This is a genomic window from Sphingomonas sp. LM7 (assembly GCF_002002925.1).
Lineage (GTDB): Bacteria > Pseudomonadota > Alphaproteobacteria > Sphingomonadales > Sphingomonadaceae > Sphingomonas.
Window position 1 is genome coordinate 1,520,157 of record NZ_CP019511.1, and the last position, 16,769, is coordinate 1,536,925.

14 protein-coding genes are annotated in these 16,769 nt (G+C 63.8%); 6 read left to right on the plus strand and 8 right to left on the minus strand.

Annotated features, from left to right (window positions below):
- Window positions 1–677 precede the first annotated feature (677 nt).
- Complete coding sequence (locus BXU08_RS06915) at window positions 678–860, plus strand: hypothetical protein (RefSeq protein ID WP_216352907.1); 183 nt, start codon at window positions 678–680, stop codon at window positions 858–860.
- Here BXU08_RS06915 and BXU08_RS06920 read toward each other — a convergent pair.
- Window positions 838–1,866: a P63C domain-containing protein gene (locus tag BXU08_RS06920; protein WP_171982451.1), complete on the minus strand. Its 1,029-nt coding sequence runs from the start codon at window positions 1,864–1,866 to the stop codon at window positions 838–840. The two genes, BXU08_RS06915 and BXU08_RS06920, sit on opposite strands and share 23 nt — an antisense overlap.
- 112 nt (window positions 1,867–1,978) lie before the next feature.
- On the opposite strand from BXU08_RS06920, the gene BXU08_RS06925 reads away from it, so the two are divergent.
- Both BXU08_RS06925 and BXU08_RS06930 read left to right on the plus strand, forming a co-directional pair.
- On the plus strand, window positions 1,979–2,866 hold the full coding sequence (locus tag BXU08_RS06925; RefSeq protein ID WP_216352927.1) for an IS1 family transposase: 888 nt from the start codon (window positions 1,979–1,981) through the stop codon (window positions 2,864–2,866).
- 316 nt (window positions 2,867–3,182) lie between these two features.
- On the plus strand, window positions 3,183–3,716 hold the full coding sequence (locus tag BXU08_RS06930) for a hypothetical protein (RefSeq protein ID WP_150125450.1): 534 nt from the start codon (window positions 3,183–3,185) through the stop codon (window positions 3,714–3,716).
- A 341-nt stretch (window positions 3,717–4,057) separates the two neighbouring features.
- Here the strand turns inward: BXU08_RS06930 and BXU08_RS06935 are convergent, their stop codons facing one another.
- Window positions 4,058–4,837 (minus strand): L,D-transpeptidase family protein, encoded by a 780-nt coding sequence (locus tag BXU08_RS06935; RefSeq protein ID WP_077509393.1) that lies wholly within the window; start codon window positions 4,835–4,837, stop codon window positions 4,058–4,060.
- A 307-nt stretch (window positions 4,838–5,144) separates the two neighbouring features.
- Between BXU08_RS06935 and BXU08_RS06940 the strand changes: the two genes are divergently transcribed.
- Together BXU08_RS06940 and BXU08_RS06945 are read left to right on the plus strand one after the other, a co-directional pair.
- The gene (locus BXU08_RS06940; protein WP_077512107.1) at window positions 5,145–5,798 is read left to right on the plus strand and encodes a murein L,D-transpeptidase catalytic domain family protein; all 654 of its coding nucleotides are present in this window, start codon (window positions 5,145–5,147) and stop codon (window positions 5,796–5,798) included.
- Between the two features lie 131 nt (window positions 5,799–5,929).
- Entirely contained in the window at window positions 5,930–7,981 is a 2,052-nt protein-coding gene (locus BXU08_RS06945) for an NAD(+) synthase (protein ID WP_077509394.1), read from the plus strand.
- Here the strand turns inward: BXU08_RS06945 and BXU08_RS06950 are convergent.
- From BXU08_RS06950 to BXU08_RS06975, 6 genes are all read right to left on the minus strand, one after another.
- Entirely contained in the window at window positions 7,978–9,579 is a 1,602-nt protein-coding gene (locus BXU08_RS06950; protein WP_077509395.1) for a response regulator, read from the minus strand. The genes BXU08_RS06945 and BXU08_RS06950 overlap by 4 nt on opposite strands.
- A gap of 98 nt (window positions 9,580–9,677) precedes the next feature.
- Window positions 9,678–10,703, minus strand: a complete 1,026-nt coding sequence (locus BXU08_RS06955; protein ID WP_077509396.1) for an oxidoreductase — start codon at window positions 10,701–10,703, stop codon at window positions 9,678–9,680.
- 129 nt (window positions 10,704–10,832) lie between these two features.
- Complete coding sequence (locus tag BXU08_RS06960) at window positions 10,833–12,191, minus strand: Gfo/Idh/MocA family protein (protein WP_077509397.1); 1,359 nt, start codon at window positions 12,189–12,191, stop codon at window positions 10,833–10,835.
- 202 nt (window positions 12,192–12,393) lie between these two features.
- Complete coding sequence (locus tag BXU08_RS06965) at window positions 12,394–13,554, minus strand: Gfo/Idh/MocA family protein (protein ID WP_077509398.1); 1,161 nt, start codon at window positions 13,552–13,554, stop codon at window positions 12,394–12,396.
- 10 nt (window positions 13,555–13,564) lie between these two features.
- Window positions 13,565–14,011: a dimethylsulfonioproprionate lyase family protein gene (locus BXU08_RS06970; RefSeq protein WP_077509399.1), complete on the minus strand. Its 447-nt coding sequence runs from the start codon at window positions 14,009–14,011 to the stop codon at window positions 13,565–13,567.
- A 246-nt stretch (window positions 14,012–14,257) separates the two neighbouring features.
- Window positions 14,258–14,977, minus strand: a complete 720-nt coding sequence (locus tag BXU08_RS06975) for a GDSL-type esterase/lipase family protein (RefSeq protein WP_077509400.1) — start codon at window positions 14,975–14,977, stop codon at window positions 14,258–14,260.
- Between the two features lie 344 nt (window positions 14,978–15,321).
- Between BXU08_RS06975 and BXU08_RS06980 the strand changes: the two genes are divergently transcribed.
- Window positions 15,322–16,758, plus strand: coding sequence for a murein L,D-transpeptidase (locus BXU08_RS06980; RefSeq protein ID WP_077509401.1), 1,437 nt, complete (start codon window positions 15,322–15,324; stop codon window positions 16,756–16,758).
- The last annotated feature ends 11 nt before the right edge of the window (window positions 16,759–16,769 follow it).

Sequence of the window (16,769 nt, forward strand, 5' to 3'; positions counted from 1 at the left end):
GCGCAACCGCTGACCGCGCTCGCCCAAATTGCGCCATTGCAATGCAGGATTCGTCTGTTTGCTTCGGGCGGCCGGCCTTGCCGTCCGCTCTTTGACAATGTCGGATCGATCTAGGCGCACTTTCAGTAAACGCCTTCGACGGCTCCATGTGGCTCGCGCCGCGTCGGCGTTGCGTATCCGTCGGCTGCATCAATTGCCTGGAAAACGAGACGCTCAGCACATACGGATGGTCGCGAGATCCTCAGCATATTAGGCAGTCAAGCGCAATGGATGACGGGTAGTGTCGCAGTTTGAATTTAGCGGGAAATAGCGAACCCAATTCCCCGGTGGTTTCCCCGGCTTGCTCCCTGTATGCTTAGCGGAAAGCATGGAGGCAAGCGTGGCATTTTTCGTCAAGATCATACCGCCCGGCAAGCGCGCTCGTGTTCATTCTGGTGAGTGCGACCATTGCCGGTTTGGGCAAGGGCAAGAGAACCAAGACAAGGGCAGCGGCCCAACGCGCTGGTATCCAGCGCATCCAAGCCCCGGCATCACCCTAGCTGAGGCTGAGGCGCACATGAGCGACCTTCAGGGCTACGATACTGGTCGCTGCCACTACTGCAATCAGCGGGGTGCATTCGATGCCTAAAGGCCCTCGGGGAGAGAAGCGCCCAGCCGACGCCATCGGCCTCGCTGTGATGATCGGTAAGATCGCCACTGGCGAGATCGAGGACGAGCGGGAAGAGCTATCCAGCGCCGCCGCACAGCTTGGCAGCTTGGGCGGGAAGAAGCGGGCGGAAAATATGGCGCCGGAGCGCCGCCGCGAGATTGCTCAAGCGGCGGCGGCTAAGCGGTGGTCTAAGAAGCCGGAAGGCTCTTAATCGGATCGTACGGCAACTGGAGCGTGGTTCCGAACTTTGGATAAAGCATGTCGAGCTTGAGCTTGAAATCGTCCCAGTCGGACGAAAGCTTCATCGCGACAATCACGCCCTCCAGAAGCCGTTTCATCTCAGGCTTGCCGTCCTCGTCGGTCAGATATTGGGTTAGCTTCTGTGTGGGCTTGCCCTTGGCATTCCGCCGCACCCGCCGTTGAAGCTCCGGGCGTACGCCGGGGGCTAGCCGATCGTAGATATCGTTTGTCCATGTACCGATCACTCCGGGCCGGGCGGTCTTGGCCGGGTCAAAGACCCAGTTATTCAACCTGTAGATCTGCCGGTAAAACTCGATGTCGAACATCAGCGCCCACCGCTGCGCGTCCTGACGGACGTATTTTTCGATGATCTTGTCGAGGGCTCGCCTCTTCTTTTGGTCCGCGAAGCCGGTGGCCTCGTCCACCAAGTCCTCGATCGCATAGTTAGTCAGCGCCTTCAGGAATTTCCGCGCCGCCTCCCCAATGTGAACCTGGCTCTTGAGCAATTTACCAGCCGTAAGGGCGTCCTGATAAACCCAACACACTTCAGGAAGGAGGGTGGCGGAGTAACCGTAGCCAATGCCTCCGGCACCAGAAGTGGGGTTGCGAGGCAGATAAAGCATCGGAGTTGTCGATCGCTCTAACTCTTCGGAAATAAAGGGTTTTAGGTTGTTTGCTCTCAGAAATGGGGCTGTTTCGTCGATCGCTGATCCAGTCCCGCCCGATGCGAAGGGGTGGCGTCCGATCGCCTTGAGAAAGGCGTTTTGTGTCAGCACGCGAGTGTTGTGTTCGTCGTCAAGGACCGCGCACGAGAGAACCACGCCCCCAATAACCAACTCGCCTTCCGCGATCGCCTTCGGCAGGCCGTGGTTATGACGCGACAGCGCCGCGCGCCGCGCGATGGCGCTGCGCTCCGCCGGGGTGAGACTGTTCTTTCTCGCGATGCCACCTGCGGATTGAGGCGTTTTGCTAGCCATGGTGTTTCCTGCTTGCTGCCATTCTGTCGCAAGCATATATGCTTGCTGCATTGGAGATGCAAGCATGACGATTGCGCTTGACCCTAAGCATAAAAGTTCATATCAAATGCGTGTGAACAAGCTCCCTCTCGCCAAGCGCACTCAAATCCTCGCGATGCTCTGCGAAGGCTCGTCCATGCGCTCAATCAGCCGCGTGGCCGACGTGTCGATCAACACGGTGTCGAAGCTGCTCGTTGAGGCCGGGGAAGCTTGCTTGGCGATCCACGATGAGACGGTTCGCAACGTGAAGGCGAGCCGCGTCCAGTGCGATGAGATTTGGTCGTTCTGCTACGCCAAAGAGAAGACTGCCAAGCTGTTCAAGGACAAGCCGGAAGGCGCTGGCGACGTATGGACGTGGACAGCGCTGGACGCTGACACAAAGCTGATTGTCTCCTACTATGTGGGCGATCGTTCGGGCGGCGCTGCGATCGAGCTGATGGACGATCTTCGCGCCCGCCTCGCCAACCGCGTCCAGCTGACCACCGATGGCCACCGCGCATATCTGGAAGCCGTTGAAGGCGCATTCGGCGGCGACGTGGACTACGCGCAGCTTGTGAAGCTCTACGGCCCGACAATCAGCGCACCGGGCCGTTACAGCCCGGCTGAGTGCATTGGAGCGAAGAAGGTTCGCCGCGAGGGAAATCCGGACGAAAAGCACATCTCGACCAGCTACGTTGAGCGCCAGAACCTCAATATGCGGATGGGCATGCGCCGGTTTACGCGCCTGACCAACGCCTTCTCGAAGAAGCTGGAGAACCACATTCACGCGCTGGCGCTCTACTTCGCCTTCTACAACTTCTGCCGCATCCATAAAACGCTACGCATGTCGCCCGCGATGGCGGCGGGGATCACCGATCGACTTTGGTCGATCGAGGATATTGTGGAAAAGATTGACGCGCTCGCACCCGCAATTAAACCGCGCGGGCCGTATAAAAAACGCGGGGGAGTGATGGGCCATTAACCTCCGCTTCACCGTCGCGTCCTAAAGGGGGAACCGAAAGGTGTTGACAGATGTTCACAGTGCACTACTTTTAGGAGGCGACGCTGGCTAGGCCGAAGCATCCCGACAAAGAGGTCGAGGGCGCGGTCCAGTACGCGGAAGGCTTAGGTTGGACGATACGCATGCAAGGCCACTGGGGCCGCATGTTGCGCTCAGGCCGATCGTGACGGGTGTCAATTCGGAATAAACGGTTCGCCGCGAAACGGCGGGACCCATGCGAAACAAATTTCGCGGGCCGTAGATCGATGCCCGCACCAGAACGCGAACGAGGAGGCAGATGATGGAAACATATGAATTTACAGTCATTGCCACCGGCCTTGATCCGCAAGATGAGGCTTTTGAAGCCAAGTTTTACGATGCAGGCTGTGACGACGCGCTAGTTTCGTTTCAGAAAGGGCACATTCTGGTCGATTTCTGCCGCGAGGCGGAGTCTTTAGAGGAGGCTATCGGGTCGGCGGTGGATAATTGCCGTACGGCTGGCGCCGTCGTTGAGCGCGTGGAGCCTGATCCTCTCGTCAGTTTGTCCGAGATAGCGGCGCGGTCAGATATGAGCCGGGCTGCAATGACCAACTATTTCAAGGGCCACAGAAGCGAAGGTTTTCCGGCACCTAGAGCCCGTGTTACTACGGCGAGCCCCTTATGGGATTGGTCTGACGTATCTCTCTGGCTCTACAAGCATGATAAAATCTCTAAAGAGATTGCGATTGGTGCCGCCGTCGTAAGCGTGGCCAATGATATACTGGAATGTGACGGCAGGGATTTTCGGACCAGCCTTCACGAGCGCGTCAGAGAGAAAGTGGCCGCCTTTTAAAGAAGCCCCGCTTCGGCGGGGCTTTTCATTTCAGGCGCTAATTTCAAACTGCGACACTACCGGATGACGAGCCTTGTTGAGTACTTCTATTCTTCCTCGTCACCAGGCCTTGAGCCGGGGTCCCGCTGCCTCCGGCGGCGAACCGCCGGCTCAAGTCGTCCAGCGCTTGCGATGTAGGATTCGCTCTGTTTGCGTGAAGCGTGGCCTAGCCGCAGGTTCTTTGACATCGCAGGCAATCCCGCGAAAACATCCAAGATAGTCTGACTTGGTGTGACCGTTGATGTCCCGCGCCCGGGACGCCGGTTCATTATACGCGCACTCGCAATTGATAAGTCCTCAAGCTACCGCGCGCCGCGCCGTGCAGCTCCCTCGATCGCCTGCTCGGGTCCCGTAACCCATGATGCGGCCCGCGAACGAGGTTCGTCCGCCGCCACATCGCCACTCATCGTGAGGACGTTATAGGCTTCCCCGCCCAAATTTCGCGTGTCCGCGACGAGCAGTGGCGCGGCCTGCGGCGTATAGCTGGTCGCAGAGGTGCCGAGGCTGTGGGTATCGACAGTCAGCAACGGCGTCAGCGGCAGATACAGTGGAGCGTCGCTCACATCGTCCACCACCAGCACGGCGCCGCCCTTCGACGTCAGGTCGAACAACTCGCGCGCGAACGCCTTGGGCAGGCGAATGCAGCCGTGCGACGCGGGGTAGCCCGGTAAGGGTCCGGCGTGGAGCGCTACCCCGCCCCAGGTGAGCCGCTGCATATGAGGCATCGGCGCATTGCTGTAGAGGTTGGAGCGGTGGAACACCTTCTTCTCTAGGATGGTGAATTCGCCAAGCGGCGTCTCATAGCCCGGCGCACCGGTCGATACGGTAGTCATCCCTGCCAGCCTGTCGCCGCGATAGACCAGCGCCTGTTGCTGCCGGATCGCGATGACGATCCGCACGGGCGCGCGTGCGCTCGTGCTCGCCTTCATCAGCTCGGGCGTCTCGAACCATATCGACTGGCCCGGTTTCAGGCTTGGGAGCGGAGTCTGGCTGGCGGTGGCGAGCGGCTGGGCCGCTGCCGGCACCGCAAGAACCAGTGCCAGCACCGCCAGCATAAACAGGGCGCGCGCGCCAAGGGTCATGCTCGTCTTTCCTCTGCTGGCGGCAGCCCGCTCTCACGATCTTAAAGTTTTATTAACCCATTTCGGCTGTCCGGGCGAATCGTCGGCTCGCTGCGTCGAAGCTCGGATTTGTTTCAACATCCGCGGTTCCAACTCGGTGAAATGGGTAGCGATTGCGGTGAGTTGCACCACTCAGGGCGGATGTTCACCCCATATGAAACTAGGCTCTGGTACAACCAGGGCACAATAAGCGGGTAGCGGGTAACCAGTGACGGAAAATCTCGATTCGGCGCAGACGCGCCGCGCGCTGATGAAGTCAGCGCTTGTTATGGCCAGCGGCGCAGTGGTTTCGGCCTGCGCTACGCGGACATTGAATCTTGCGAGCGGGCCGGCACCCATCGTGCCGGTGCCGACAGTCGCGCCGATCCCGGCCGCGCCGCAGGTGGTAAAGGCCAATCCCAAGGCGCCGGGCAATATTCGTCCCGAACTGTTCAAGCGCGCAGTCGCTGCGCTCGACCGGCACTCGATCCGCGTGCCTTCGCACGATCGCATCGCCATCGCCGATTTCGCGACGCCGTCCTATCGCCCGCGTTTTCACATCGTGAACCTCGGTAGCGGCGAAGTGCAGAGCTTCCTCGTCGCGCACGGCATCGGTTCGGATCCCGAGCATACCGGCCTGCTCCACAGCTTCTCGAATATGATCAATTCGGAAGCTACCAGCGAAGGCGCCTTCCTGACCGCCGATTATTATGTCGGCAAGCACGGCGATTCGCAGCGGCTGCTTGGGCTCGATCCGACCAACAACAATGCCTTTGATCGCGCGATCGTGGTCCATTCGGCCTGGTATTCGAACAACGACATGATCGCGAAGCACGGCAAGCTTGGCCGCAGCCAGGGCTGCTTCGCCGTGGGCGAGAACGAGCTCGCCAAGGTGTTCGAACGGCTCGGGCCCGGCCGGATGATCTATTCCGCCAAGGTCTGACCCGGATCGAAAGCGAGTCCGATGGGCTTGGCACTCGGCCACGCCCCGGACTAGGACCCTTTCATGACCGAAACGCTCCCCCGCATCGAATGCCTGCGCGTCGGGCTCGAAATGCTTGCGGAGGCGCGGCGATGACGAAGACTCACCCCTTCTATGCACTCCCCCGCCAGGGGATGATCCGCGCTGGCGTGTGCACGCCTTCGGTGACGGTCGCCGATCCGGCCGCCAATGCCGCATCCGCGGTCGCGCTGGCGCAGCAAGGCGATGCGGAGGGTGCCGACCTGCTTGTCTTCCCAGAACTCAACGTCACCAGCTATGCGATCGACGATCTGCACCTGCAGGACGCGCTGCTCGACGCGACCGAAGCGGGGATTGCGGCGATCGTCGAGGCGAGCACGAAGCTTCGGCCCGTGCTGCTCGTCGGCGCGGCGCTGCGCCGCAACGGTAGGTTGTATAATTGTGCGCTCGCGATTGCGCGCGGTCGTATCCTCGGCGTCGTTCCCAAGCAGTTCCTGCCAAACTACCGCGAATATTACGAAAAGCGCTGGTTTGCTTCAGGACAGGGGCTGACCGGGCTCGACATCACCGTTGCGGGACAGACAGTGCCGTTCGGCGCCGATCTGGTCTTCGCCGCGTCCGACCTGGAGGACTTCGTCTTCCATATCGAGATTTGCGAGGATTATTGGGCGCCCACCCCACCCTCCACCGACGGCGCACTGGCCGGCGCGCTGGTGCTGTGCAACCTCTCGGCCTCGAACATCGTCATCGGCAAGGGGCGCGAGCGCGAATTGCTGTGTGCCGCGCAATCGGCGCGGACGCTGTCCGCCTATCTCTATTCAGCGTCGGGCCCCGGCGAGAGCACCACCGATCTGGCCTGGGACGGCCAGGGGCTCATCTACGAGTTCGGTGAGTTGCTCGCCCGCTCGGAACGGTTCGAACTGACCACCGAAGTCGTCTGCGCCGATCTCGACCTCGAGCGTCTGCGGCTCGAGCGGATGCGCAATGGCACGTTCAACGACAGCGCTCGCTATGCCGGCCATCCCGAGACGCGCTTCCGCCGCATTGCCTTTACCCACCAGCCCGACATGGCCGATCGCGGGCTGGTCCGCCCGCTCCGCCGCTTTCCCTTCGTGCCGAACACGCCGGCGCAGCTCGAAGAGGATTGCTACGAGGCCTTCAACATCCAGGTCGAGGGGCTGCGCAAGCGGCTCGACGCGACGGGCAGCAAGCACCTCGTCATCGGAGTCTCCGGCGGGCTCGATTCGACGCACGCGCTGATCGTTGCGTGCAAGGCGATGGACCGGCTGGGCCGCCCGCGTTCGGAGATTCTCGGCTACACCATGCCCGGCTTCGCCACCGGCGACGCGACGAAGGCCAATGCCTGGGCATTGATGCACGCACTGGGCGTCAGCGGCGAGGAAATCGACATCCGGCCGACTGCGCGCCAGATGCTCGACGATATCGGCCATCCTTTCGCCGACGGCGAACCGGTCTATGACGTGACCTTTGAGAACGTCCAAGCGGGGCTGCGCACCGACTACCTGTTCCGCTTGGCAAACCAGCGCAACGGCTTCGTCATCGGAACCGGTGACCTCTCCGAGCTGGCACTCGGCTGGTGCACCTACGGCGTCGGCGACCAGATGAGCCACTACGGCGTCAATGCCGGCGTCCCGAAGACGCTGATCCAGTATCTGATCCGCTGGAGCGTGAGCAGCGGTCAGTTCGCGGGCGAGGCAGCCGAGATATTGACCGCGATCCTGAATACCGAGATTTCGCCCGAACTCGTCCCCGCCGATGCCGATGGCAGGATGCAGAGCACGCAGGAACGCATCGGGCCCTATGAACTCAACGACTTCTTCCTCCATTATGTGGTGCGCCACGGCCTGCGGCCATCGAAGATCGCGTTCCTCGCCTGGCATGCCTGGCGGGACCGGGACGCAGGGCTGTGGCCGGTCGGCTTCCCTGAGAGGGAACGCAACGAATATGATCTCGCGACCATCGCGCAGTGGCTCGAGCGCTTCCTGTTCCGCTTCTTCCAGACCAGCCAGTTCAAGCGTTCGGCGATGCCCAACGGTCCCAAGGTTTCGGCGGGTGGTGCGCTCAGCCCACGCGGCGACTGGCGTGCGCCGTCGGACAGCGTGGCGACGGCGTGGATCGAGGAACTGCGCCGCGCGCTGCCTTAGCGGCCCAAGAGTCCGGCGACTTTGCGTAGCAATTCCTGCGCCTCGAACGGCTTCCACAACACCACAACCTGAGGGCTGGGAAGCGAATCGAGCTTCTCCGAGTCCGCATAGCCGGTGACCAGCACCACGGGCATGTCGGGATATTCTTCGCGCACCTTGTGCACGACATTGACGCCGGTCATCCCGGGCATGGCGAAATCGACTACGAGCAAATCGGGCTTCACGCGGCGAACAAGCTCGATCCCGGCATTGCCCTCAGCCGCTTCCTCAACCGTCGCGCCCGCCGAAATCAGGGTATCGCGAAGGGAACCGCGGACCTGAGCATCGTCATCCACCAGCGCAATCGTGTAGCCCGTCAAATCGATCCGCACGTCGGACTTGGCGTCGTCACCGACGATGCGCCGGGGCTGGCTGGTGGCGATCCGCAGGAACAGCGTGATCGAGGTGCCCTGTCCTTCCTCGCTCTCGATCGCTAGCGATCCGCCTGACCGCCGTACGACGGTCGAGGCCATGGCGAGTCCCATACCGGTGCCTTTGCCGGGGCCCTTGGTCGTGAAGAACGGCTCGGCTGCGCGGGCACGCACGTCCGGCGACATGCCGACGCCGGTGTCGGACAACGTCAACGCGACATAGTCGCCCGCCGGCAGATCAGGAGCAATCGCGCCGCTTCGCCGCTCGACGGCAATCGTCAGGATCCCGCCCTCAGGCATCGCGTCGCGGGCATTGAACGCGAGGTTGAGCAGAGCGAGTTCGAGCTGCAGCGAGTCGACTTCGACATTGAGGCCGGGATCGATCCGCTCGATCCGCACCTGGCCCAGCGGCGCGACCGCGCGCTCGATGAGGTCCTTAACCCCGCTCACCAGTTCGCCGAGCCGCACCGAGTCGATGTCCATGCGCTGCTTGCTCGAAAAGGCGAGCAGCTGGCTGGTGAGCGAGCGGCCGCGCTCGACGGCGTTGAGTGCGCTCGCGCTCCACCCGACCACGCGATCGATGTCGTCGGGCTTGCGCGCGATGAGTTCGAGATTGCCGGCAACTGCCTGGAGCAGATTGTTGAAGTCGTGCGCGACGCCGCCGGTGAGATGACCCACTGCCTCCAGCCGCTGGGATTGGAGAAGCGCTGCCTCGAGCTCGCCGCGCTGGTCGATATGGTCGCGCAATTCGGCGAGCGCGGCGTCGCGCTCGCGGACCAGCGACTCGAGTTCGGCATTCGCAGCAGCGAGTTGAGTGCGGGAAGGCATTGAAATCACCCTCGAGACGAGCGGCCACAACGCGATCGCCGTCGCGATAGACGCGGCAGCGGTCACGCCTTTAATGACTAGCTCTAAAGCATAGAAAGGGCGCCACAAAGTCAAGATGCTCATGAGATGTACGAAACCGCCCGCCATCAAAAACAGCGCGAAGCACCAGAACATCCAGCCAAAAGCGAAATCACGGCGTCGCCGGATCAGTACCGCAAGCCCCAGCGAGATCGAGAAATAAGCAAGCGCGAGGACCGCATCGGCGGCGGTATTTCCCCAAAGCAGGTCGGATCGCCACGCCATGGATGCGCCATGCGGGGCATAGCTGCCGGTCGACAACGCAACCAGAAGGCTCAGCATGAAAGAATCCTAAGCTGCGGCCACGACCGCGGAAACGTCCCCGTATAGACCAGTTAGCGCACTGTGAGACCTACGTAAAATGCCAGAGCGAGGGTATATCAGAACGGTAACGTTCTTCCATCGCGAGCGCTCTGGCGGGCGAGTTCGACGATCCTGATGACTGCGATCGCATCGGCAGGCGTCACCGGCGGCGGTGCGCCATCCGCGATCGCCCGGGCGATGCCGGCATAGAAGAGGCGATAGTCGCCGCGCTCGGATTTGATCGCCCTGCCGGTCCCGTCGCCCGCAACCAGCGCGCCGTGATTGGCCGGGTCTTCGATGCCGTGGCCGGGATCGCCGGCGCGGCCGCCACCACGTAGCTGAGTTTCCTGCGGGTCCAGGCCGTGCTTGACGAAGCTGGCCCGGGTCCCGTGCATCGCGAAGCGCGGGCGTGGCGACGGGACGATCGCTGCCGAGGAGAGGATCGCCCGCATCCGGCCATAGTGTAGCGTCAGCTCGAAATAATCGTCGACCAGCGAACCTTCGCGCTGCGCGGCGATGTCGGCGGTGATCGATTGCGGCGGGCCGAACAGCGCGAGCGCCTGATCGATCAGGTGCGGCCCCAAGTCGATCAGCACCCCGCCGCCGGGACCCGCGGTCTCGTGCCAGCTCTCGCGCAGCGCGGGGCGGAAGCGGTCCCAGCGTGCTTCATAGAGCGTGACGTCGCCGATCGCGCCTTCGTCGAGCAGCTTTCGGACGGTCAGAAAATCGCTGTCCCAGCGGCGGTTATGGAAGACACTGAGCATTCTCCCCTGCGCTTCGGCCAGCGCACGCAGAGTCTCAGCCTCGGCCACGGTGTTCGCGAAAGGCTTGTCGACCACGACGTGCTTGCCGGCTTCGAGCGCTGCCTTGGCCAGCGCGAAATGGGTGTCGTTGGGCGTCGAGACCACGACCAGTTCGATCGCCGGATCGGCGAGCAAGATGGCGGCATCGGGCACGACCTGCACCGCGGGATGGCGGGCGTGGACCGCGTCCGGGCGTGAGGTCACGATCGCGGCGAGATCGAGCTCGGGCACGGCCGCAACCAGCGGCGCGTGGAACGCCATGCCGCCGAGGCCGTAGCCGATAATTCCGGTGCGGATCATGGGCGTTCCCTTTTTACACGTTGTCCGGGGCGCTTAGAGAAAACGGGGAACATGTGCATGCCGAAGTTGCCACGCGCCGGGCCGGCGAGTCTTCCTTCGCTACGGGTAATGTCGACCGGACGGACGCGGCTAGATCGCGTACTTCGCGCGCTGTGGACGACTGAGCATCGCATTTGCAGCGTCGTCACCGATGAAACGCTCGGCCTTCGGGTCCCATTTCAAGCGCCGCCCGGTCTTCATCGCGGTCCAGTGGAGCAGACAGGTCGAGCAGCCGCGATGGCCGATCTCGGCCGGCGCGCTGACCGGCACCCCGGTGAGGATCGCGTCGAGCCAGTTGCGGTGCTGTTCGGGGACCTTGAGCAGATGGATCTCGTTCGAGCCGATCACGCTGGTCAGGATCTTGGGATCGCTCGCCTGGAGCGGATCGATCTGCGGGCCGCTCGGGTCCGACGGCGTCACCGATCCGCTGCGCGTGACGAAGATCCAGCCCTTGTCGCCGATGAACTTCACTCCGTTGGGCAAGGCGCCCGACACCGTCATCGTCGTACCGTTGGCGTAGCGCGCATGCGTCTCGAACGCGCCATGGACGTCCCACAGGCCGCTGGTGGGGAACGCGCCCTTGCCCCAGATCTCGACCGGGCCGCTATGCTCCATGCCCATGCCCCAATGGGCGGTGTCGATATGATGCGAGCCCCAGCCGGTGATCATCCCGGCGCCGAATTGCTCGATCCGCAGCCAGCCGGGACGGTTCTCGAACGAATCCTGCGGATGGACGCCGATCTCGGTATACGGAATCTCCGGCGTGGTGCCGAGCCACGCGTCGTAATTGAGGTTCGACGGCACCGGCATCGGCGGCGCCTCGGGCCCCGAGGGATCCCCGGGCAACCCGACCTCGACATGGCGGATCTTGCCGATGCGGCCGTTGCGGACGAGCTCGCAGGCACGGTGGAATTGCGGCCAGGGATCCTGCCCGCGCTGCTGCGAGCCGATCTGGAGGACCTTGCCGCTCGCCTTGACTGCATCGGCCATCATGCGGCCCTCGGCGATGGTCAGCGCAGCGGGCTTCTGGAGGTAGACGTGCTTGCCGGCGCGGACGGCGTGGACCGCCTGCGGGGCGTGCTGGTGATCGGGGGTGGAGATGATGACCGCGTCGATCTCCCTGTTGCCGAGGAGCTCGCGATAATCATGGTACATCCTGGTGCCGGAATAGGGCTTGCCGGTGCTCGCGGCGTAGCGCGCATCGACCAGCTCCTTGCCCGCACCCAGGCGGACGGTATCGACATCGCACACCGCGACGATCTGCGCGTCGGCGTGCTTATGGACTTCCTTCATGTCGTGGATGCGCGAGATGCGCCCGACGCCGATCGCGCCGATCACCACGCGGTTGGAGGGGGCGTATTTGCCGAACACGCTGGCGGGGACGATCATCGGGGCAGCTATTGCTGCGGTGGTCTTGAGGATGCCGCGTCGGGTAGTTTTGAGGGTCATTGCCTGTCTCCCGATACCGTATGGACATTCAGTGTCCCCATCCCGGCAAGGGAGGGGTTAGGGGTGGGTAGCCGCGGGCGAAGCTCGATGCCTCGACCGTGGCTGTTTTGACGAGATGCGGGAGAGTTCTTTTGGGGCGCAGACGCGCGCACCCACCCCCAGCCCCTCCCTGCGAGCAGGGAGCGGAGCTTCAGCTGCGCCGTCACGTCAGCTTCGGCCGGGTGGCGTTTTTCTGGGCGGTGAGGACCAGTTGGGCAGCGAGGAGCGCCTGGGCCTGGTCCTGTGCGATCGACGTGCGCTCGACGATGTCGGTCACGAATTGCGGGCCGAAGGGCAGCGGTACTTTCGAGCAATCGATATAGCGCACGCCCTTCTTGTCAGTGATGAACAGGTGGTTGCCGCCCGGGCGCCCGGCGACATCGACATATTTGCGCAGCTCGATCGAGCCTTCGGTGCCGACGAGGAACAGGCGGCCATCGCCCCAGGTGGGGAGGCCATCGGGGGTGAACCAGTCGACGCGGATATAGCCGGTGCCCCCGTTACCGGTGGCGATCATGTCGCCGAAATCCTCGAACTTCGGCTTGTCGGGCCAGTGGAGATTGCCGGTCTGCGCGGCGACGACCTGCGCCGAAGTCGAGCCGGTGTAGAACAGGAACTGATCGGCCTGGTGGCTGCCGATATCGGTGAGGATGCCGCCATATCGGGCCTTGTCCCAGAACCAGTCGGGGCGGCTGGGCGCACTGACCCGGTGGGGGGCGAGATTGACCGTCTGGATCACCTTGCCGATCGCGCCCTGCGCGACGAGTTCGCCGGCATGAACCGCCGAGCGCACTTCGAGCCGCTCGGAATACATGATCGCGAACTTCTTGCCGGTTTCCCTGACCGCGCGGCGGACGTCGGCGAGCTGCTCAAGGCTGGTGATCGCGGGCTTGTCGCCGAGATAGTCCTTGCCCGCGCGCATCGCGCGGATGCCGAGTGGGGCGCGGAGATCGGGGATCGGCGCGCCGATGATCAGCTGGATCGCCTTGTCGCCGAGAATCTCGTCCTCGCTCCTGGCGAGCTTGACGCCATTGCCATAGCGCTTGGCGAAGGTCTCGATCTGCTTGGGATCGGTGGCGAAGAACGCGACCGGGGTGCCGCCGCCGCGGATCATCGCGTCGGTCATCCCGTAAATGTGCGCGTGATCGAGGCCGATGATGCCGAACTTGATGCGGTGCTTCGCGGTGGGCTCGGGTGCGGCGGGCGCGGCGTCGGCGGAGACGGCATTGCCCTGGGTCTGCGACTGGGCGGCGAGCAGTTCGGGGGGCAAGGCAGCGCCGAGACCTGCCAGTCCGGCGCCGGTGAGCATCGTGCGGCGGTGCATGCGTGTCTCCTCAGTTTGCGGGCGTCGCCGGGGTCTTCCAGTTGATGACGTGATAGGTCGCCGGAGTCGCACCGACATTGCGCAGCGCGTGGGGCGAATTGGACGCGTTGAAGATCACCGAGCCCGGGCCCAGCCGCTTCCACACGCCACCGCTGAGTACCTCGACGGTGCCCTCGCGGACGATCACCAGCTCTTCGTTGGGATGGGTGTGCGGGGGATGCGAGGCGAGGCCGGGGTTGAGCGTGGTGACGTGCATCTCCAGCTCGTCGAGCGTCGCGGTGGGCTGGCGGACGAGGTTGCGGATCGCACCGACATCGGTGGCCTTCACGTCCATCTTCGCCCAATCGAATACCGCAGGGCCAAGCTTGGCGGGGGTGGTCTGCGCGGCTGCGGCCACCGCAAAGGTGGCCAACACTGCCAAACCCGCGACGATCCCGTCCCTCGGCGTAATCCGCATCGCATCCTCCTCCTTGTCCGTGCTCCTGCAAAAGCAAGGAGCAGCGTTGCAGACCGGTTCGCTTGTTATCCTGGGCGCCCTGCTTTCGCGGGAGCACGATACCGGTCTTGATCGTCAGCTTACCCAAAAATACCGGGCTTGGAACCTATTTGTCTGAGAATATTGCCACAGCGCCGCCGCGCTGACCTCGCAATCAATACCCACCCCTTGGTCCCCTCCCTTGCAGGGAGGGGAGAGTGTGCGACTTCATATCTTTCTTGCCCGCAGGAACGGGTCGATCACCGTGGCCATGCTGTCATAGCCTTGCGGCGTGGGATGGACGCCGTCGGTCGCCATGCCGGGCTTCATTGCGCCATGGGCATCGGCGAGCACCGGCCAATAGTCGATCCATGTCGCGCCGGCAGTCTTCGCATAGCTTTTGAGCCAGGCGTTGATCGTGCGGATCGGCTTGACCGTCTCGAGCCCCTGCCGCCACGGGAAATGGTCGGCGGGGGGCACCGAGGCGAGGAGGACCTGGATGCGATTGGCCTGGGCGATGGCGGTCATCATCCGGAAATTGTCGAAGGTCTGCGCCGGGGTGATCGGTCCGGTATTGCCGGCGACGTCGTTGGTCGCCGCCATGATGTGGACGTAGCGCGGCTTGAGCGCGACGACATCGGCCATCATCCGCAGCACCATCTGCGGCGTGGTCTGGCCGCTGATCCCGCGACCCACGCGACCGGGCTTGAAGAATGCGGGACGCTGGCCGCGCCAGCCCTCGGTGATCGAATCGCCCATGAAGACGATGTTAGTCTTGGCGCCCGATGCAAGCAGCGCGCGGTTCTCCTCGGCATAGCGGCCGAGCCACGGCCAATCCTCGCGGAGCTGGCGCTGGCGCCGCTCCTCGCGGCTTTCCTGTGCCTGGGCATGCGCGGCGATGGGCAGCGCGAGCGCGCCGGCCAGGAAGCCGCGGCGGACGATCGACATGGTGACAGCTCCTGCGTTCGCGTTTGGGCGGACTTTGCCGCATTTCGGGCGAGCTTAGCGGCGCGAAGAAAGCAGGCAAGCTCGCACGCTGGCTGCCGTTCTTGAGAAAGAGCCCGGAGCGGGCGCGGATGCCGGGCTTGGGTTCGGACAGCGATCCGCGCCCCTGTTTGACCCGCGGCCGGGATATCTCGGCCGCGGGTCAATAGTTGCTCGCACTTGCACCCGGAATTCGCCTATTAGCACCTCGATTCAACTGATCAGCCGGGGGGCGGAACAGTCGGGCAGGAGTAATGAGTGTGATATTGCGAGCGACGTTTGGCCGATCCGTGCGACTGGGCACTGCCATGGCCGTGGTCGTCGGCATGGCGAGTGCCCCCGGGTTCGCGCAGCAGCAGACGCCGCCCGCCACGCCGCTGGTGCAGCCCGTGCCCGCGGTTGCGCCGGTGCAGGTGGTGCCGCCGCCCACGCTGAGCGCCGACCAAGCCGCCCAGCTGGGCAAATTGCTCGCCGATGCCGGCTTCGCGCACGGGCTTCGCCACGACGGCACCGCAACGCCGCGCGCGGGGAGCAACGAGGCGGTGGCCCGCGCCGCGCTCGATTATGCTCGCGCCGTGCATTCGGGCCGGCTCGACACCAGCGATTTCCAGAAGGACTGGGGGCTGCGGCCCGCGGCCTATGATCCCCTGCCCGCCTTTGCCGACGCCGTAAAGCGCGACCGCATCGCCGCGTGGTTCCGATCGCTGCCGCCGCCCTATGCGGGCTATGACGGGCTGCAAAAGGGCCTCGAAATCTATCGCAAGATCGAGGCGAACGGCGGCTGGACCGCGCTTCCCGCCGGTCCCGACATGACGGTCGGCGCGAGCGGCCCGCGCGTCGCGGCGCTGCGCAAGCGGCTCGCCGTCGAGGATAGCGACGTCGTCGCCACCGGCACCAAGTTCGATGCCGAGCTCAAGGACGCAGTGGTCCGCGCACAGCGGCGCTACGGGCTCAACCCGACCGGTCTGGTCTCGACCGGAACGCTGGGCGCGCTCAACGTGCCGGCCGGCGACCGGGTTCGCCAGATCATGGCGAACATGGAGCGCTGGCGCTGGCTGCCCGCCGAACTCCCCGCCAAGCGGATCCAGGTCAATATCGCCGCGGCGGTGCTGACGGTGTTCGAAGGCGATGCGCCGATCGCGTCGATGAAGGCCGTCACCGGGCGTCCGGGCAACGAGACGCCGATGCTCCAGTCGCGGATCCATTCGATCGTGCTCAATCCGCCGTGGAACGTCCCCGCCGGGATCGCCGCCAAGGAGCTGTTCCCCAAGGGCGCGGCGTATCTGGCGCGCAACAACTACAAGATCATCGGCACCGGTGCCGGCCGCCGCATCCAGCAGCAGCCGGGGCCCAAGAGCGCGCTCGGGCTCTACAAGTTCGATTTCGACAATCCTTATGCCGTGTATCTCCACGATACACCCGCGCAGGCGAAGTTCGCGAGCTTCGACCGGCTCGACAGCCATGGCTGCGTGCGGCTGGAGAAGCCGGGTCCGCTCGCCCAGCTGCTGCTGCGCAACGATCCGGCCTGGCAGCCCGAGGCGATCCAGGAAGCGCTGGGCAAGGGCAAGACGCTGCGCGTCCAGTTGCAGGAGCAGGACAAGGTCCAGGTCTATCTGCTCTACTGGACGGCATTCGCCAGCGCGAACGGCCAGATGAATTTCCGCAGCGACCCCTATGGCTGGGACAAGACGCTCGCGGCGAAGATCGAAAGGCGCTCGGCGATCACTGCCGTCGCCGCACGTTGAAAGGGAAATAT